15 protein-coding genes are annotated in these 18,128 nt (G+C 50.2%); 7 read left to right on the forward strand and 8 right to left on the reverse strand.

Annotated features, from left to right (window positions below; all coding sequences use genetic code 11):
- Positions 1-6 precede the first annotated feature (6 nt).
- Positions 7-732, reverse strand: a complete 726-nt coding sequence (locus tag DRJ53_RS10895) for a hypothetical protein (RefSeq protein WP_123893506.1) — start codon at positions 730-732, stop codon at positions 7-9.
- 36 nt (positions 733-768) lie between these two features.
- Complete coding sequence (locus tag DRJ53_RS10900; protein WP_114235667.1) at positions 769-1,317, reverse strand: RNA polymerase sigma factor; 549 nt, start codon at positions 1,315-1,317, stop codon at positions 769-771.
- Positions 1,318-1,502: 185 nt separating this feature from the next.
- On the opposite strand from DRJ53_RS10900, the gene DRJ53_RS10905 reads away from it, so the two are divergent.
- The 3 genes from DRJ53_RS10905 to DRJ53_RS10915 all read left to right on the forward strand — a co-directional run bounded on the left by DRJ53_RS10905 (position 1,503) and on the right by DRJ53_RS10915 (position 4,649).
- Positions 1,503-2,183 carry a response regulator transcription factor gene (locus DRJ53_RS10905; RefSeq protein ID WP_114235759.1) on the forward strand — a complete coding sequence of 227 codons (681 nt, stop codon included), beginning with the start codon at positions 1,503-1,505 and terminating at the stop codon, positions 2,181-2,183.
- A gap of 145 nt (positions 2,184-2,328) precedes the next feature.
- A complete protein-coding gene (locus tag DRJ53_RS10910) occupies positions 2,329-3,387 on the forward strand; it encodes a sensor histidine kinase (protein WP_114235668.1) in 1,059 nt (352 codons plus the stop codon).
- A gap of 74 nt (positions 3,388-3,461) precedes the next feature.
- A complete protein-coding gene (locus tag DRJ53_RS10915) occupies positions 3,462-4,649 on the forward strand; it encodes a hypothetical protein (RefSeq protein WP_114235669.1) in 1,188 nt (395 codons plus the stop codon).
- A gap of 422 nt (positions 4,650-5,071) precedes the next feature.
- Here DRJ53_RS10915 and DRJ53_RS10920 read toward each other — a convergent pair whose 3' ends face one another.
- From DRJ53_RS10920 to DRJ53_RS10945, 6 genes are all read right to left on the reverse strand, one after another.
- Positions 5,072-5,518 (reverse strand): hypothetical protein, encoded by a 447-nt coding sequence (locus DRJ53_RS10920; RefSeq protein ID WP_114235670.1) that lies wholly within the window; start codon positions 5,516-5,518, stop codon positions 5,072-5,074.
- Positions 5,519-5,602: 84 nt separating this feature from the next.
- Entirely contained in the window at positions 5,603-6,943 is a 1,341-nt protein-coding gene (locus tag DRJ53_RS10925) for a T9SS C-terminal target domain-containing protein (RefSeq protein WP_114235671.1), read from the reverse strand.
- Positions 6,944-7,123: 180 nt separating this feature from the next.
- Positions 7,124-9,934 (reverse strand): TonB-dependent receptor, encoded by a 2,811-nt coding sequence (locus DRJ53_RS10930; RefSeq protein WP_123893508.1) that lies wholly within the window; start codon positions 9,932-9,934, stop codon positions 7,124-7,126.
- A 450-nt stretch (positions 9,935-10,384) separates the two neighbouring features.
- Positions 10,385-10,876 (reverse strand): threonine/serine exporter family protein, encoded by a 492-nt coding sequence (locus DRJ53_RS10935; protein ID WP_114235673.1) that lies wholly within the window; start codon positions 10,874-10,876, stop codon positions 10,385-10,387.
- Between the two features lie 3 nt (positions 10,877-10,879).
- Positions 10,880-11,659, reverse strand: a complete 780-nt coding sequence (locus DRJ53_RS10940) for a threonine/serine exporter family protein (protein WP_114235674.1) — start codon at positions 11,657-11,659, stop codon at positions 10,880-10,882.
- 104 nt (positions 11,660-11,763) lie between these two features.
- A complete protein-coding gene (locus DRJ53_RS10945) occupies positions 11,764-13,074 on the reverse strand; it encodes a porin (RefSeq protein WP_114235675.1) in 1,311 nt (436 codons plus the stop codon).
- A gap of 191 nt (positions 13,075-13,265) precedes the next feature.
- Here DRJ53_RS10945 and DRJ53_RS10950 point away from each other — a divergent pair, with 191 nt between their 5' ends.
- The 4 genes from DRJ53_RS10950 (at position 13,266) to galE (ending at position 17,977) form a co-directional block, all read left to right on the forward strand.
- Positions 13,266-13,895, forward strand: coding sequence for a DUF47 domain-containing protein (locus tag DRJ53_RS10950; RefSeq protein WP_241558521.1), 630 nt, complete (start codon positions 13,266-13,268; stop codon positions 13,893-13,895).
- 156 nt (positions 13,896-14,051) lie between these two features.
- Entirely contained in the window at positions 14,052-15,257 is a 1,206-nt protein-coding gene (locus DRJ53_RS10955) for an inorganic phosphate transporter (protein WP_114235677.1), read from the forward strand.
- A gap of 213 nt (positions 15,258-15,470) precedes the next feature.
- The gene (locus tag DRJ53_RS10960; RefSeq protein WP_114235678.1) at positions 15,471-16,841 is read left to right on the forward strand and encodes a chloride channel protein; all 1,371 of its coding nucleotides are present in this window, start codon (positions 15,471-15,473) and stop codon (positions 16,839-16,841) included.
- A gap of 77 nt (positions 16,842-16,918) precedes the next feature.
- Positions 16,919-17,977 carry a UDP-glucose 4-epimerase GalE gene (gene galE / locus DRJ53_RS10965; protein ID WP_114235679.1) on the forward strand — a complete coding sequence of 353 codons (1,059 nt, stop codon included), beginning with the start codon at positions 16,919-16,921 and terminating at the stop codon, positions 17,975-17,977.
- Positions 17,978-18,128: the final 151 nt, after the last annotated feature.

The raw sequence follows: 18,128 nt of genomic DNA on the forward strand, positions 1-18,128 counted from the left end.
GTTTTGTTAGTTTAATTGCTCCGTGTCGGCAGGCAGCTGATCCAAAAACGCATCCAGCTCACTAACCGGCACATCCTTCAGCATACGCCGCACTTCGGGGCGGCTGGCGCCTTTTTGTAAGGCAGTTTCTGTGCCAGCGATTTCCACTACTTCAATAAAGTCGTCCAGTTCCTCGCTGCTTACATTACGGAGCTTATTTTCCAGCCATGCTTCGGGCTGGCTGGAAAGGCTGGGCCCATTGTTACCGGAGAACAAAAATCCGCCCAGCACGATGGCGCCTGTAACCACAGCCGCGGCTGCGTAGCGTACCCAGTTGCGCGAAAACATCGAAACCACGCGGGCCTGCTCTTTTTTCGGGGCCACCTGTTGCAGCACAGCTGCGCTAAAGTTGTCGAAATAGCCTGCGGGCACAGCATGGGGCATGGTACGGGCCTGATGCATCCATGCCGGTAACTCTTCCGCTGCAGTTACCGGCGGCACCAAGTTTTCATGGAAATAGTTTTCGGGTATAGCAAAGGGTGTTTGCCTAGGCAGGCCCGCCAGCAGGGGTGACAGGGCAGCCAGTTCTTCAGAGGCACTTTCAGCAGTGTTGCCTTTCACAATAGCCAGTACAGCAGAGGCAAAGTTTTCAAAGTAACCTTGGGGCAGATCAAAAACGGGCATCTTTGCATTCAGGGGCAAACTGCTGTTGAGTTGTTCAAGTTCTCTGTGTATGTCTATACGGCTATTCATGTTTGCGTTCCTAAGACCCTTTTAGTGCTCCGTGGTTTAACGGTTTTGTATAAAATCCTCAATTTTTTTTACTGCGTGGTGATAGCTGGCTTTAAGCGCCCCGGCGCTGGTGTCCAGCACCCGGCTCATTTCCTCGTAAGGCATTTCATCGTAATACCGCAGGGTAAACACCACCCGTTGCTTTTCGGGCAGTTGCTGGATGGCCAGTTGCAGTTTCCATTCCAGTTTGTTGGCGTCGAAGCCTTTTTCGGCGTGTAGTGTATTGCTGAGACCGCTTTCCACATCGCTGAGCGATACGGCGGCCCGTTTTTTCTGGCCTTCCAAAAACGAAAGGCATTCGTTGGTGGCAATGCGGTACAGCCAGGTGTAGAGTTGTGATTCTTCCTTGAAATTGTCCAGACCTTTCCATACCCGGATAAATACGTTTTGCAGCACATCGTTGGCATCGTCGTGGGTTACCACCAGCCGGCGGATGTGCCAATACAGGCGCTCCTGGTATTTTTTGATGATCTTGGTAAAAGCGGCCTCCCTGCTTTGGGGTTGCCGAAACTGCGCCAACAGTTCGCTATCAGTAAGTTCGTTCATCGGCATGAGCGGGGTTTGGTTTGGCAGGTATTGGACTATTTAGGGCGCCAAAGATAGATTTTTATGGAAATAGTAGCGGGGCCGTTAGCAGCTGCCCCGTTGGTTAAGTAATTATTAACTCTGCGTAAACAGGCCGTTACCAAATGGAATTGAGTAGGTTTGCCCCCAACGAAAAAGCCCCTTACATGAGCACAAAGGCAAGAAAAGTACTGATTGCCGACGACGAGCCCGACATTCTCGAAATCCTGAAATACAACCTCGAAAAAGCCGGCTACGAAGTGGCTACCGCCAAAGATGGCGACGACGCGCTGGATGCGGCCCGCCGGTTTAGCCCCGACCTGGTGGTGCTGGACATTATGATGCCCCGCAAAAACGGCGTAGAGGTTTGCGAAATATTGCGGGCACAGCCACAATTTAAAAACACGCTCATCCTGTTTTTAACCGCCCTCAGCGACGAGGCCACGCAGATCAAAGGCCTCACCACAGGCGCCGACGATTATGTGAGCAAGCCCATTTCCCCGCAGGTTTTTTTAAGCAAAGTGGCTGCCCTGCTGCGCCGCCTGCCCTCCCCCGAAGTGCAGCACGCCATTACCATCGGCAGCCTCACCATCGATCCCGAAAAATTTTTGGTGGAATACGAAGGCAAGGAAATTGTGCTGGCAAAAAAAGAGTTTGAGCTGCTGCACCTGCTGGCCTCCAAACCCGGCCGCGTTTTCTTGCGCAACGAGATCCTGAGCCAGGTATGGGGCAACGATGTGATTGTTGGCGACCGCACCATCGACGTGCACATCCGCAAGATCCGCCAGAAAATGGGCGTTGATTGTATTACTACAGTGAAAGGCGTGGGGTATAAGTTTGAGTTGTGAGGAGGTCCGAAGACGGAAGTCCGCAGTCGGAAGACCAGGCGCAATACAACTGATTTGAAATCAGGTCAAAGGATTTATTTAAATTTCACAACACCGCCCGCTTAACACATCTTCGGACATCGGACTTCCGTCTTCCAACTTCATTATGTTTAAAACAAAAAACCTCACTCCCCGGCAGCTTTCGGCGTTTACCGCTGCGGTACTGGCCATACCCATCAGCGTGGGCATCTATTTCATGGAGCAAAAATGGAAGGTGGCCGCGGTGGCGTTTGTGCTCATTTTCCTCGGCAGCTACCTGCTCATCCAATACATTTTCCAATACTTTATTTACCGCAAGATCAAGCTGATCTACAAGTTTATTTACCAAACCAAAGCCTCCAAAAAAGAAGAGACCTACAACAAATACATACTGCCCCAAAAAAGCATCGACGAGGTGCGGGAAGACGTGGAAGCCTGGGCCCGCCAGCGCAGCCGCGAAATAGAAGTGCTCCAAAAGAACGACGAGTTCCGCAAGGAGTTTTTACAAAACCTGTCGCATGAATTTAAAACACCGGTCTTCGCCATACAGGGTTATGTAGATACGCTGCTGGAAGGCGCCATGGAAAACCCCGAACTGACCCGGCGTTTTTTAGAAAAAGCTGCGCAAAACGTTACCCGCCTGTCGCGGTTGCTGCAGGACCTTGATGAAATTTCCCGCCTCGAAAGCGGCGAGCTGAAGATTCATCCGCAGCCTTTTGTGATCCAGGATGTAATCCGCGAAGCATTTGAAACGCTGGCGCTAAAAGCCGAACAACAAAACATTTCTTTTTCCATTAAAAAAGGCTGCGAGCAGCCACTGGTGGTATATGCCGATAAAGACCGCATCCGGCAGGTGGTGCTGAACTTGGTAGATAATTCCGTAAAATATGGCAAAACCAACGGCAGCACCGTGGCATCGGTGTACAACACCGACGGGCGGCACATACTGGTAGAGATCAGCGACGACGGCATGGGCATCCCCGAAAAGCACCTGATCCGCGTTTTTGAACGCTTTTTCCGTACCCGCGAGGGCCGCGGCCGCGATGTAAAAGGCAGCGGCCTGGGCCTGTCCATTTGCAAGCACATTATTGAAGCGCATGGCCATAGCCTGCATGTGCGCAGCAAGGAAGGCATCGGCACCACCTTTGGTTTTACGCTGGACAGCACCAAGCAAAAGCTTAAATGATGTTTGTCAGCTGATACGCATCGGGCTTTCAATGTTATCTTATGGTTAAGTTATTTCGGTAACTTTAGCTACTGTTGAAAGCACCGCACCGCATATTATTTTCCCTCTTGCTCCTGCTTGCGTTGAATGTAACCGCGCAGCAAAAAAGCATCCACATCGACTTTTTTGGCGAAAGCATTGCCGTGCCCGCACATACGCCAACACCTGCATTTAATGAACTATCCGAACAAACCATTGAAGCTGCGGTAGCTGCAATAAACACAGAGCAGATGCAGCCCTACCTCGATGCGCTGACAGCATACACGCAAAAAGCCGAAACCGATGATTGGCCTTATTATCAGCTGGTGCGGCGGGTGGCCCAACAACTCAGCCCGAAGGCTGCCAACTATTACCGCTACACCATTTACAAATACTGGTTGCTGCTGCACTCGGGCTACGATGCACGGCTTACTTATTCAAGCAATTATTTGTTGCTGTATGTGCAGAGCAACGAAAGCATTTACAATATCCCCTACCGCATGCAGGAAGGCAAACAGTATGTTTGCCTCAACTACCACGATTACGGTTCGATTGATTTTGCGCAAAACCGGTTTCATCAAATCCCGGTGCACGTAGTTGCCGATGCACGGCCATTTTCTTACAAAGTGGTGCGCCTGCCGCAGTTTGCCAGCACCGATTATACAGAGCGGCAGGTGGAGTATGAAGACGGCGGCAGCCGCTACCGGTTTCGCATCAAAGTAAACCCGCAGATCAAAACGCTGTTCACCAATTACCCGGTGGTCGATTACAGTCTGCAATTCAATATTCCGCTGAGCGGCCCCACCTATCAATCGCTTATACCATCGTTGCAAAAAGAGGTAAAAGGTTTGAAGCCAAAAGAAGGCGTGGACTTTTTGATGCGCTTTACCCGCTATGCTTTTTTATTCAAGAACGACAGCGAAATATTTGGCAGCGAAAAACGCATGTCGGCGGAGCAAACATTGCTATCGGAGTTCAGCGATTGCGAAGACCGTGCAGCGTTGTTCTTTTTCCTGGTAAAAGAAATTTACAACCTGCCGATGCTGGTGATCACCTATCCCAAACATGTAACAGTGGCCGTGCAGTTTGACAAGCCTTTTGGCAATACTATTGAGTACAACGGCATGAAGTATTCGGTGTGTGAGCCAAGCCCGCAACGGCTGGATTTATCAGTGGGCCAAATGCTGCCTGAACTGAAGAACCAGGCATATGAAATTGCGTATGCGTACAAGCCGGGGCATTGATTGAAATAAAGATTGCACCGCGTTTGCACCATCACCTATTGCTTCGCAGGTGAATTGATCAAGGATGGTATGTAAAGATTCCAGCTTTTGAAAAGCTGGAATCTTTTTTATGTAGCCGGCTATTGTACATCTATTGGGCTTTACTTGCGTCGCACACTTGTGCGGTTGGATTTACTTTCAGCAAACATTACAACTATTACAATCACGATTTTCATTACGTGTAGCCGCTTGCTTGTCATCCTGAGTGTAGCGCGTTGATCTGAGCCCCCACCAGTACGAACGTGGAAGCATCAAGGAGTTTGCCTTTTATTTATTAGTTGCTCATGCTACAACGTTCAGATGCTTCGCTGTGCTCAGCATGACAAGCAAATTGTAAACGCTTTTGGAAAAAAGCGTTATTGAAAGAATACACAGGTACTATTTTACTTGGCGCCTTCCCGCAATGAGTCAAGCAATGTCTTTGCATCTTTATCGAGCCTTGTATAAAACGGCTTGCTGTTGATGGCATACGCCAGGTAATTACAACTATCGGCTGTAGCGCCATACACCGTTTTAAACACCTCGCCATTGCGCACCAAAAACATCTTTACATCATGCGGGCATTCAGTTTGCGTAATGGGCTCCTGCTCCACATTTCGCGTCAATGCATGGATGATGGCCGTGTCGGTAACATCCAACTGCTGGAAGTTTTTACGATCCGCAGGATCGGGATAAAAAAACAATTCAATGCGGTCAACGCCGTCCAGTTGCAGCGCAGTTGCAGTTGCATTTTTTGTTGTGTCGGCACCAATACTTTGCTCCGGATGGGATGCATTTTTACAAGCAGTAAACAGGCCAATGAGTGCTATGGAAATAAATAGTTTGTGCATAAATAGTTTAGGTATTCAATATTATAAAAATGCCCCGGGATAACCCGGGGCAAACGTATAAAAGGTATGGACGGTGTGCAATGGTTATTGGCCTTTTGCAGGAAAACGGGTCCAGCCTTGCAGCCAGTTGGTAGCACCTACAGCACCTTTATATGCAGTAGGTGTAAAGAATGCATCCAGGCCAGCAAAGTCGGCACCAGCGGCTGCTGCGCCGCCTGCTACCGGGGCCAGGTTGGGGCTAGTAAGGCTAAAAGGTGCAGTCAGCACACCATCAGGGCTGGTGAGCTTCACGTTGCCTTCAGCAAGTGCTTTTGTTTCCATGGCAGCAGCAGTCATTACCGACGAATTGCTTTTGAAAATATCAGCAGCTGCGTTGGAATGAACTACGTTGTTTTTGAATTCAGCAGCACCATCTTTATAGGCTTGTGCAGTAGCATCCGATTCAATTGACAAGCCGGCTTTCTGCCATCCCAACAGCACCGAGTTGCGCACTACAAATTGTGCTGCACGGCGCCAGCGGTTGCCAAAATTGTGGTTGGCCAATGTGCCCGATGCATTGTTGGGCCCGATCCAGGTAAAGTTGGAAAGTACAGGCTTGGTAAACGGAGCTGCAGTAGAACCGGTGCCATCGTTATCGGCTTCAACACCGTTGCCCGCATCGCCATTGTCTACAAACTGCGGATCACGCATTGCTACGCCAAATTGTATTTTACCACGGTAGCCAAAATCAAAATCAAAGTCGTCATCGGCAGTGGCATATGCTACCAGATATTTAGCGTTTACAGTGCCACCAAAAAACTCATACGCGTCATCGTTGCCGTATACAATCTGGATGTTTTCCAGCGTAGTGCCGCTGCCTACGCCACCCAGTGTAAGGCCGTTGATCTCGGAGTTAGCAAATGCGGCAACACCGGCATATTCAATGCGCACATATTTCAACGAACCGCTGTTGTCGTTATCATCGTTGCCGCCATAAGGACGGTCGAGGCCGCCTTCAATAACCGGCGTAGAAGTTCTGTTTGTAGTAGCACGGCCCAGGATCACAACACCGCCCCAGTCGCCGGGAGCCCTTGATCCTTCTGCTTTTCCGGAAGTAAATACAATAGGTTTATCGGCAGTGCCGTTGGCAATGATCTTGCCGCCACGTTCAATGCACAGTGCGCCTTTTTCAGTTACATCGCTTACAACGGTAGTGCCCGGCTCAATGGTGAGGGTAACGCCATTGGGTACATACACATATCCTTTCAGGGTCCATTTTTTGTCTGCGGTCAGTGTCCTGCTTTCGGTAAGCGAACCGGTAAGCACACTGTTGGTGGGTGGGTCAATCAGGTCTTCATCTTCATCTTCGTCTTTGGTACATGCAGTAAGGGTAAGGGCTGCAAAACCAACAACCAGTAATTGAAAAAACTTTTTCTGTAACAGCATATTGCTTCGTATTTATTATGCTGCAAAACAACCAGTGTAATATGACCCCAATGTTATGTATAGATTAAGCTATCGTTAAGCAATGCGTGGTGTACATGGTGTATGTTTTTGGTGCATGATTGTTGTGCACAAAAAAGCCCGGCTGCAAAGCCGGGCTGGATAAATAAGGATCGGTTTGAGCTATTGAAAGTTGTAAGTAAATCCAACCGAAATGTTGCGGCCATACAAAAAGCTGTACTGCACACGATCGGTGCCTTTGTTATATGCCCTGCTGTCGTTGGGGTCTACGTTTTGATAAAACACGGCACGCTGGTTCAACAGGTCGGATAGGTTCAGTTTTACTTCGCCTTTTCCTTTCAGCACTTTCACTGCAGTTTGCACATCCACTACGGTGCGGCCGTTCTCATAAATATCGGGATAGCCCTGGAAACCTACCGCGGCAATGCGTTGGCCAATGCGGTTCACCAATGCGCTGAAGGTTACTTTGTTTTCGGGCAGTGCGTATTGCAGGCCTGCATTAAACAACCAAGGCGACAAACCTTGCAATGGCCTGTTGGGATCAAAAGGGTTTGAAGTTTCATTGAAATCCACTTTAGATTTCATGTATGCCGCGTTCAGGTTGAACATCAGGTTCTCCATCCACGAAGCGCCCACAAAGCCCAGGTTTTTGCGCAGTTCAACTTCTACACCATACGTGGTGGCCGCGTTGGGGTTGGTGTACGAAAGCAGCAGGTTGCTCGGCGTCGATCCATTTACCACTACCTGCTCAATGGGGTTTTTAAAGTGTTTGTAAAAAACGGATCCCGAGATCACTTCACCCGCTTTGGCATATGTTTCAAAACGCAGGTCCAGGTTGGTGTTCTGGCTACGCTTCAAATCGGTGTTGCCTTTTAATTGTGCATTGCGTACAAAATCGAAGTAAGCAAAGTTGGCTACCTCTCTAAACTCGGGACGCGATACCGTACGTGATGCGGAAAAACGCAGGTTGCTTTTTGCAGTGAGGTTGTAGGTCAGGTTCAACGAGGGCAAGACATCAAGGTAGTTGCGGTTAACGCTTACAGCCTGGCCTGAGAAGTCGGCGGTATTTACATTAAAATTAAACGCCTCAACCCGCACACCGTACACAGCACGCAGCTTTTCGGCAATGCGGCCATCAATCATGGCATAGCCTGCATACAAGCCCGAAGTTGCATCGTACTTATCGGTGTTGTTGGTGATTTCGCCCAGCACAAAACCTTCGCGGTAAATATTGCCATCATTAAAAATCTTGGTGGGCGGCAATGAAGGCAGTGCAGGATTCAATGTTGCTGATGCCTGCTCGTAGCGGAAAATGCGGGTACTGAAATCACGTACTTTATACTGTGCAAAACCACCTGCTTTAAAGGTTTGTTTTTGACCGCCAAATGTAACCGGGATGCTGTAGTTCACGTTTGCACCAAATGCGTTTTCCAGCAGTTCACTCCAAAAGCGATACGTGTCGCGCAACACAATTTTCATCGGCTCCGCTTTGTTGTTTTCTTCCGACAAACTTTTGGCATAAGGCAATACGCGATAGTCGGGTTGGTTGCGCATGGTAAGGCCGTAGTTTACGTTCCAGCGCAGGCGGTCGTTGCGGTTGCTCAGCAGGTGCTCGCCTTCCAGCTGCGATGAAATAAGCGACTTTTCAACAGCAATGGCTGCGTTTGCATTTACTATCTGTTGGTTGTCGTAATTGGTGCCGCTGCGTACCAGGTTGTTGTTTTCAAACAAGCGGTTCACAATGTTTTTCAACACAATCTTAGTGTTGCCTTTTTTGTATGCAAAATTGGCCAGCACACCAATGTTGGTGTTGAACGAATACTGCGTATCGCGATAGTTGAAGAACAGGTTGCCCGGAGTGAGTTCTGTTTTATCGGGTGTTTGGTAATCGCGGCGTTCGTTGAACTGGATGCTTTGGCTGTTGCGGTAAATAAGTGCCAGCACAGCGCCCAGTGTACCGCCGTTGTTCAGCTCTTTGCGGCCACCCCAGTTTGCCTGGAAGTTGAGGCCGGGCAGTGCATTGCCATCATAACGGCTGCCATAGTTGTTGCGCATGAGGCGCGATGCAGCAATGCGGCGATCAGCCGTTGCATCGGCATTATAACTCAGGTAGCGGCGGCGGCTGGGAAACTTGCCGGGCAGTGCACGGGTGCCGTTGTCAAAGCCCAAATAATCAGTGGCCTCGAGCAGGCCAATATCGAAGTGCTTGCCGGTGGAAATGGAGTTGTAACTGCCGCCAACCTGCACATTAAAGAAGTTGCGGAAGGGGATGTCTTTGGTCATTACCTGCACAATGCCACCGGAAAAATCGCCGGGCAGATCGGGTGATGCCGTTTTGTTGATGAGGATATTATCAATGAGGTTGGAGGGAACAATATCAAACGAAAATGCGCGGCGGTCGGGCTCGGTGCTGGGCAGCAGCGCACCATTGATGAGGGCCACATTGTAGCGGTCGGAAAGACCACGCACCACCACAAACTTATCGTCCTGGATGGAAGTGCCGCTAACACGCTTCAGCACTTCGCCAATGTTGCGGTCCGGTGATTTGCGGATGGCTTCAATCGAAATGCCATCGGAAATGGCGGCATTGTTGCGTTGCAGTGTAAGCATGGAAGCCACCGACTCGCGGCGCGATGATGCAGTAACCACTACACCAGCCATTTCCTGTGCCTGCTGTTCCATTACAATGTTGAGTTCTTCGGTGCTGTTGGCTTTTACCACTACATCGCTGATGGTTTTGGTGTTGTAGCCAACCGAGCGGAAGCTGATTGAGTAGGTGCCTGCGGGTAAATTGAACAGGTACCTGCCTTCGAGGTCGGAAGCCTTGCTTTTATCTGCAGCAATGCTTACCGTTACGCCGGCCATGGGTGTGTTGGTTTTACCGTCCAGAATGCGGCCGGCAAGGGTTCCGTTTTGCGAATACAATGAAGTGCAGATCATCAAAGAGCAGCATAATGCAAATAATACTTTCACCTAAATGTCGTTTGGACGCAAAACTATTATCGCAATGTTACCCCGGCGTTACGGCAAGATTAAGGGAATGTGAACGAATTGTTACCGGGGTATTATGGGTTGGCGTTGCGCAAGGAAATCTAAATGGGGCTTTTGGGTGTTGGGTGGTGTGTTATAACGTGTAGGAGTAAACGATAAAGGTAACTTACACCTCTTGATATATTAAAGTGTTTTGAAAATGCCATCTGCTTTCGAAAGTTGTTCTGATTGCTTTTACTTTTTTGCTCCTGCAAAAAAGTAACAAAAAAGCAGGCCCGAAATCAAATGACAGCCTGATTTCGGGATAACGCCTTGATTTGGCTTTGGTGGTACTGTAGTGAAGTACATTTTATCGCTATTCATCAAAACAGCAGGCATTGTGTTTTGCAATGGTTGCCAATGATCTTTTCTTTTTTCATTGCTGCTTTGTGGCTAATGGCCCCTTTTTCCAAACCGCAAATGTTTGGCTGATTGCTTGCGGGTAACCAGCATGGGAACGGCAACACCACCAGCCAGGCTCATTAGTACAAACATCACCTTGAGGCCGTTGCTAACGGTTTCGTACAGGGTTTGTGTAAATGCTTCGGGCGGCACATCACCCGCAAGACGGATCAGCCCCAGCATCATACGGTATGCAAAAAGCCCCGGCACCATGGGGATTACAGCAGGTATGGAAAAAACCAATGGTGGTGCATGTTTGCTGTGTGCGAACGGGATGCTCAATAGCCCAATAACAATGGCACCCAGAAAAGAAGCAATGATAAAATTTGTATTAAACTGCAACAGCAACAGCCGGGTCATTCCGCCCATGGCACCAATCAAAAATATGGAAGGCAGCGTACGGGCCGGCACATTGAACAACACGGAAAAACCCATGGCTGCAATGCCAAACCAAATTACTTTTTCGATGAGCGTCCAGTCCATTTTTTAATACAATTGATACAACATCATTGAAGTAAGCATGCCCAGTGCAATGGAAAAAGAAATCACCAGCCCGTTCACACCACGGATGATCCCGTTTTGCAAATTGCCATCAATAACATCGGAAAAAGAATTGATCAGCGGCACACCCGGAATCAGGAACAACACGCTGGTTGCAAATGCAATTTCGTGGCTGCTGCCCAGCCCCAGCCATGCAGGCAGTCCGGCCAGTAGCGATGCCACAAAAGCGGCTGCATAAATACACAGGTATGGGTTGTATTTCTTTTTGGTCAGCTCCTGCCGGGCCGTTAAGCCCGCCACGGTGGCGGTAAAAACAATCAGCAGGTCGGTGGGGCTGCCGCCTGCAAAGCGGCAAAAGCCGGCGCCGGCCAGCCCCGTCATGGCCAGCGTTACCCAACGCGGGAAATGCGGCAATGCTTTAATCCGTGCCATTTCTTCCTTGATTTGTGCGATGTTCCAGCCTTCTTCCACTACCCGCCAGCTCATGCGGCTGATGCCCGATACGGTGCGGAAATTAACGCCGTGGTGTGATGTGCGGCGCACCGAATTGAACAGGTGTTCGTGGTTGCTGCTGGTAATGGTGATGGACAGGGACCGGTAGGAAATGAGTACCTCGGTATGGTGGCCCAGCGCCGTGCTGATGCGCAGCAACGTGGTGCGTACCCGTTCGGTATTGGCGCCGGAGGCCAGCAGCAGTGAGCCGGTTTCGAGCAGCAGGTTGCCCAATTCCCGCACATCATTGTTTTGTTGTTTGCCTGTAAGCATATGCAATGACTTGAGTGGCGCCGCAAAGAATGGTAAAAATATAGTACCGGCAGGTAACGCTACTCATTCAGGCAAATGATTCGCAGGGGGTTGGGTATCACCCCTTAAAAACGCAACTGGAAACGGGCAGTAAACACATCGTCGTCGAGATCGGAGTTGAATTTAGAAAGGGAAGTGGCTTCGTTGCGGACAAAATTGTAGTACACCAAAAACTTCAGGTTGTCGGTAAAATGCCGGGTAAACCCAACGCCAAACGCATGGTAGCGGATGTCGGCCGATGTGTACTGCGCATTGGCACCACCAATTTCCGCACCTTTTACCTTGCGGTTTGGATCGTACCAGTCGTACTTGAGCATCAGCTCGTTTTTAGGGTTGCCCAGGTTTTGCAGCAGGTAAAAAAATGCGCCGTCAAAAGGCCGGAGGTACGTGGGCCCTTGCGGTAAAATGCCGGGGTTGGCCGTGCTGTGTGCCGTGCCGGGCTGGGTGCCCCGCCAGTATTCGCCCCTGATTTCGGTTTTACCCCAACGGTGTTTGTAGGCCACCTGCACATCGGCGCCATGGTAGCGGCGCAGGGCTTTTGCACCAATATTATCGAGGCTCGAGTCCACCACAAACTTGTATTTATCCGCCGATTCTTCCATTTCCCACTGGTAGCGGGTGGCCTGCCGCCAGCCGCCGTTCAAAAACGACAGACCGCCGGAAACATTTACCGGGCCTACCTTAATGGGCTTCACCGTCAGGCGGCCAATCAGGTCTTTGTACGAATCAAAATCAGTGATGCCGCCAGCCGCCAGGCCCTGCCCGTTGAACAGGCCCACGTCGAGCCGGAGCGGTAATTTTTTTGCCTTTTTCCCTTGTTGTTCAAAGCTGATCATGGCGCCCAGGTCCCGTTCGGTGGGCATCAGTATCTGCGACATGCGGCCCCGCTCGGGCGTTTCCCTGAATGCCGATGAAAGGTTTACCTCGTAACCAAATGGCCGTGCAAAAAGGCCCATGGTAAGCGAAAGATTTTGTCCTTTGGGCTCATAAAGGCGTGCAAACATATCCCGTACATTCACGCCCCGTTCGGTAGCGTCGATCTGGAAAGTAAACAGGCCCAGCGGTGCATGACCGGCTTTATCGCGAAAAATGTAATCGAGTTTTACACGGGCCCGGCGCAGCATAAACCGGTTGCTGGAGTATTCAGAAAAATTGCCGCCGTCGTATGTAGCAGCCCCTTCCGAGCCTGCCACCTGGTACTGCGGCTGGATGTAGCCGGAAAAATGCAGGTTCTCAAAACGCTTCACCACAGGCCGCACTGTATCGCGTATAAACAGCGTAGAGTCGTACTCTGTAAGGTATCGTTGTGCCTGCACACTACCGGGCAGGGCACACAGGGCACCACAACATAATATGGCCAAAAAAATACTTCTCATGAATCGATGTATGGGACCCAAAGAGCCCTATTTCATTTTTTCTGTATGCGAAGTTGGCACGATGCTGAAAATTTGGGCAGAAAGCTATGTTACCAAATCATTAAGTTTGGCATTGTAAATGTTGCCACTAAAAGGTGGCATAACTTTGCGCACCTTTTATAAAATATTACTCTATGGCGTTAAATTCCTTCATGAAGTTGTTCATGCCAAAGGATAAGATCTTTTACAGTCTGTTCGAAGAATGTGCAGATAATGTAGAAAAAATGGCAAAGCTGCTTTGCCAGTCGATCAATGAGCCCGATTTTGACCAGCGACAGCAACTCATCACCCAGATGGAAGATCTGGAACATGCCAACGACGAATTAACCCACCGCATCTTTACCGAACTCGGTCGCAACTTTATCACGCCTTTCGACCGCGAAGACATTCACTACCTCGCTTCTTCACTTGATGATATTGCCGATTACATTTATGCATCGGCCAAAAAAATCAACTTCTACCGCGTTAATCCAAACGATATTGGATTGCTCAAACTTTCCGAGATCATCCAGCAAAGTGCCTGCGAGGTGCGCAAAGCCGTAGGCGAGCTGCGCAACATGAAGAACATGCGCCTCATCACCGAGTCGCTGGTAAAGATCAACTCACTGGAAAATCAGGCCGACGACATGTTCGACATGAGCATTGAACGTCTGTTTGCCACCGAGCCCGATGCAAAAGAGGTGATCAAAAAGCGGGAAATTTATCAGGTAATGGAAACCGCAACCGACAAATGCGAAGATGCGGCCAATGTGATCGAATCCATTATTGTAAAATACGCGTAAGCATTGCTGTTAGTAGTGTGTTGGTATTATTGATTATTTATTATTCATTATTTGGTGTAGCAGTTCATCTGCAATAATCAATAATAAATAATCAATAATCTTGGTTTCTCTTACACTTCAAGCAACACTGCATTTTTATATAATCACATTCCTACCATGACCTTTTTGATTGTCATCATTGCGCTGGCACTGATATTCGATTATATCAACGGCTTTCATGATGCCGCCAACTCCATCGCCACCGTGGTGTCTACCAAAGTGCTCACGCCGTTCCAGGCGGTACTTTGGGCAGCGCTGTTCAACTTCTTAGCCTTTTTTATTTTTAAAGACCACGGCGTAGCCGATACCGTTGCCAAAACCGTTAAGCCCGATCATGTAGCGCCCACCATCATGCTCACCGTTGTTTTTTCGGGGCTGGTGGCCGCCATTACCTGGAACCTGTTTACCTGGTGGTTTGGCATTCCGTCTTCTTCTTCGCATACACTTATTGGTGGCTTTGCCGGTGCCGGTATTGCTGCCGGTGGTTTCGATGCCGTAAATGCGCCGGTGGTACTCAACACCGCTGCGTTCATTTTGCTGGCGCCGTTTGTGGGGATGCTTTTTGCCTTTGTTATTTCGTTGTGGTTTATTTTTTCCTTCCGCAAAGGGGCTGCGCCCAAATTGGTTTCCCTGGTGATACTTGGATTAATCAGCTGGTTCCTGGCCACCCACCTCGAAACCGACCCGGCCAAGCTGCAGTCGCACTACGAGTCGTATGCCATGAAGGTGATTTTTTACTCCAAAAACTTTAAGTGGATCCTGCTCGCTTTTATAGTGGTGGTGCTGGCGGTATTTACCCTTTGGCTCAGCACGCTGAATGCTGCTAAAGCAAACGTGTGGTTCAAGCGCCTGCAACTGGTTTCTTCCGCGGCATTTTCTATTGGCCACGGCGGCAACGATGCGCAGAAAGTAATGGGGATCATTACTGCGGCACTCATTGCCCACGGCAGCATTACAACATTTGAAGAAATGCCTACCTGGGTGCCGCTGGCCTGTTATGCAGCCATTGGCATAGGTACCATGAGTGGCGGCTGGAAGATTGTAAAAACAATGGGTACCCGCATTACCAAGGTTACCCCGTTTGAAGGTGTAGCTGCCGAAACGGCCGGTGCCATTACCCTGTTCACCACCGAGGCGTTGAAAATACCCGTGAGCACCACGCATACCATTACTGGTGCCATCATTGGCGTGGGTGCCACCAAGCGCCTGAGCGCCGTTCGCTGGGGTGTAACTATCAACCTGCTTTGGGCCTGGATCCTGACCATCCCCGTTAGTGCGTTGCTGGCGGCGTTTGTGTTTTGGATCGCGAATATGATTTTATAACCGCCGCCTGCTGCGTGCCCAAAAGGCTTGCTGCAGGTTTTTATACTGTTTTATAGAAAGGCATTTTGCACGGCCGTGGCAAAATGCCTTTTGTTTTTTTAAGTAAAAATGCAACGGCTATTACTGGTTTAAAAAAGCCAAATGGAAGATGAACTTTAGCCTGCTGCGCAAATCAATTCAAGGGCCGCCGGCCCAGCCCCCTTACTTTGCAGTATGAAAGGACGCGTATTTCGACTATTGCGGCGCCGGGCCAAGTACCTGTTCGATCGGATTGGCAGCGAAAGCCTGAAGCGTACTTTTCTGCAGGGCGTTCCTTTCTGGGTGGCGTCCATACTTACCGGCCTGCTGGCGGTGGGCTATGCGCAGTTGTTTAGTTACGCCGAAAAACTGTCGGAAAGCATTTTTCATGCTTATAAATGGGCTTTTTTTATCATCACGCCGCTGTGTTTTGTAGCAGCCTGGTGGGTGGTAAAAAAATGGGCGTCCAATGCACGGGGCAGCGGCATTCCGCAGGTAATGGCTGCCTTGGAACTATCCACGCCACGCCACCAGCATAAAATAGACAGCCTGCTCAACCTGCGCATCATCGTCGTAAAAATCTGCTCCAGCCTGGTAATGGTATTGGGCGGCGGCGCCGTTGGCCGCGAAGGTCCAACGATACAATTGGCGGGTTCGGTTTTTCGCATTGTAAACCGCGGCATACCCGCCAGCTGGCCACGGCTGTCGGGGCAAAGCTTTATCCTCACCGGTGCAGCAGCCGGTTTGGCCGCGGCCTTCAATACACCGCTGGGCGGGTTGGTGTTTGCGGTGGAGGAGTTGGCACGTATTCATGTCCGTTATTTCCGCACCGCGCTTTTTTCCGCCGTTATTATTGCTGGCCTTACGGCACAGGGCATATTGGGCCCTTACCTCTATCTGGGCTACCCCGATGTTAGCCACCTGAAGTTTTCTGTATTTTTTGCAGTGATGCTGGTAGCCATTATTTCGGGGCTGGCGGGCAGCGGCATGAGCCGGCTTATTTTACAACTAATGCAATGGCGCAGCGGGCTGCGCAACAAAAACGTGGCCTACCTGGTGGCTTGTGGTTTGGTGGTGGCTGCGCTGGCCAACTTTGTGAGCTACGAGATCATGGGCTCGGGTAAAGAGCTGATGACGCGGTTGTTGTTTACCGAAAACAAAGACGCCGAATGGCATGCCGTGCTAATGCGGGTAGCCGGTCCCGTTATATCGTTTACTACCGGTGCGGCAGGCGGCGTGTTTGCGCCATCGCTGGCAGCGGGTGCCGGCATTGGTGCGCTGGTGGCGGGTTTGATGGACTTTGTAGGTTCCAATGCCAACATACTGGTACTGGGCGGCATGGTGGGCTTTTTAACCGGCGTTACCCGCACACCTTTTACATCGGCCATATTGGTGCTGGAAATGACCGACCGCCACAGTGTGATCTTTCACCTGTTGCTGGCTGCCATGGTGGCCAACCTTGCTGCCATTTTTATTGACAAACACTCATTTTACGACCGCCTGAAAAAACAATATCTATCCGAGGCGCACCGTGCCGGCGACCTGCCTGCCACGCCACCGGCCTGAGCTCAGTTGCGCAGCATTGGCCCGAATAGTTTAAAAATGTGGCATAACTCCTACTTTTGCCCTTCAACCTTTACCTCATGGCCAAGATTCTTGTCACCGGTGGCTGCGGCTACATTGGTTCGCATACGCTGGTAGACCTCATCGAAAACGGATACGACGTGGTGTGCGTGGATAACAACTCCCGCTCCAACCCCAACATTTTGCAGGGCGTAGAACGCATTACCGGCAAAACGGTAAAAAACTATAAAGTCGATCTGTGCTCTTTCGACGATACCCATGCCATTTTCCAGGAAAACCCCGACATCCAGGGCATCATCCATTTTGCCGCATACAAAGCCGTTGGCGAATCGGTGGAGAAGCCGCTGATGTATTTTGAAAACAACCTGAGCTCGCTGATGAACCTGCTGAAATGCGTGCAGGAATTCAACACGCCCTGGTTTGTGTTCTCCTCTTCGTGCACCGTGTACGGCAACCCCGACGAGCAGATGGTAACCGAGGAAACGCCACCCAAGCCGGCTGCATCGCCTTATGGCTATACCAAGCAAATGGGCGAACAGATCCTGAGCGAATGGCAAAAGGCCTGCCCGCAAACCTCGGTGATCCTGCTGCGCTATTTCAACCCGGTTGGTGCGCATCCGTCGATACAAATTGGTGAGCTGCCCATTGGCCGCCCCATGAACCTGGTGCCCGCCATCACGCAAACCGCCATTGGCAAGCTGCCGCAAATGACCGTGCACGGCACCGACTACGACACCCGCGACGGCAGCTGTGTTCGCGATTATATCCACGTAAGCGATATTGCCCATGCCCACACGCTGTCCATCCGCTACCTGCAGGAAGGCCGCAACGGCGGCGGCTGCGAAGTGCTGAACCTGGGCACCGGCAACGGCGTAACCGTGCTGGAAGCCATCCAGATGTTTGAAAAAGTAAGCGGCCAGAAACTGAACTATGTAACCGGCCCACGTCGTCCCGGCGATGTGGTGGCCATTTATGCCAACAACGACCGGGCAAAAGAACGCCTGGGTTGGGAAATAAAATACGGCCTCGAAGAAATGATGGACACCGCCTGGAAATGGGAGCTGCGCCTCAAAGAAGACAAGCAACTGTTCCAAATGGTGAATGCGCAATTGAATTGAACTGCATTTTGATATAACTGAAAACCTCCCAGAGCCGGGAGGTTTTTTTATGGCTGTATTTTTCCTAGGTTTATTTAGGAAAAATTGTAACTCCCGGAGTTGTCATGCCGACGCAGGTCGGCATCTCCTACATCTCGCGGAGTTTAAATAA

This window comes from Paracnuella aquatica, from assembly GCF_003332885.2.
Lineage (GTDB): Bacteria > Bacteroidota > Bacteroidia > Chitinophagales > Chitinophagaceae > Flavisolibacter > Flavisolibacter aquaticus.

Bases quoted from the DNA above. Each gene is read 5' to 3' on its own strand.
- DRJ53_RS10900 (WP_114235667.1), bottom strand. From the start codon at position 1,317: ATGAACGAACTTACTGATAGCGAACTGTTGGCGCAGTTTCGGCAACCC.
- DRJ53_RS10905 (WP_114235759.1), top strand. From the start codon at position 1,503: ATGAGCACAAAGGCAAGAAAAGTACTGATTGCCGACGACGAGCCCGAC.
- DRJ53_RS10950 (WP_241558521.1), top strand. From the start codon at position 13,266: ATGAAGTTGTTCATGCCAAAGGATAAGATCTTTTACAGTCTGTTCGAA.
- DRJ53_RS10895 (WP_123893506.1), bottom strand. From the start codon at position 732: ATGAATAGCCGTATAGACATACACAGAGAACTTGAACAACTCAACAGC.
- DRJ53_RS10925 (WP_114235671.1), bottom strand. From the start codon at position 6,943: ATGCTGTTACAGAAAAAGTTTTTTCAATTACTGGTTGTTGGTTTTGCA.
- DRJ53_RS10935 (WP_114235673.1), bottom strand. From the start codon at position 10,876: ATGGACTGGACGCTCATCGAAAAAGTAATTTGGTTTGGCATTGCAGCC.
- DRJ53_RS10960 (WP_114235678.1), top strand. From the start codon at position 15,471: ATGAAAGGACGCGTATTTCGACTATTGCGGCGCCGGGCCAAGTACCTG.
- DRJ53_RS10920 (WP_114235670.1), bottom strand. From the start codon at position 5,518: ATGCACAAACTATTTATTTCCATAGCACTCATTGGCCTGTTTACTGCT.
- DRJ53_RS10955 (WP_114235677.1), top strand. From the start codon at position 14,052: ATGACCTTTTTGATTGTCATCATTGCGCTGGCACTGATATTCGATTAT.
- DRJ53_RS10940 (WP_114235674.1), bottom strand. From the start codon at position 11,659: ATGCTTACAGGCAAACAACAAAACAATGATGTGCGGGAATTGGGCAAC.
- DRJ53_RS10910 (WP_114235668.1), top strand. From the start codon at position 2,329: ATGTTTAAAACAAAAAACCTCACTCCCCGGCAGCTTTCGGCGTTTACC.
- DRJ53_RS10945 (WP_114235675.1), bottom strand. From the start codon at position 13,074: ATGAGAAGTATTTTTTTGGCCATATTATGTTGTGGTGCCCTGTGTGCC.
- galE (WP_114235679.1), top strand. From the start codon at position 16,919: ATGGCCAAGATTCTTGTCACCGGTGGCTGCGGCTACATTGGTTCGCAT.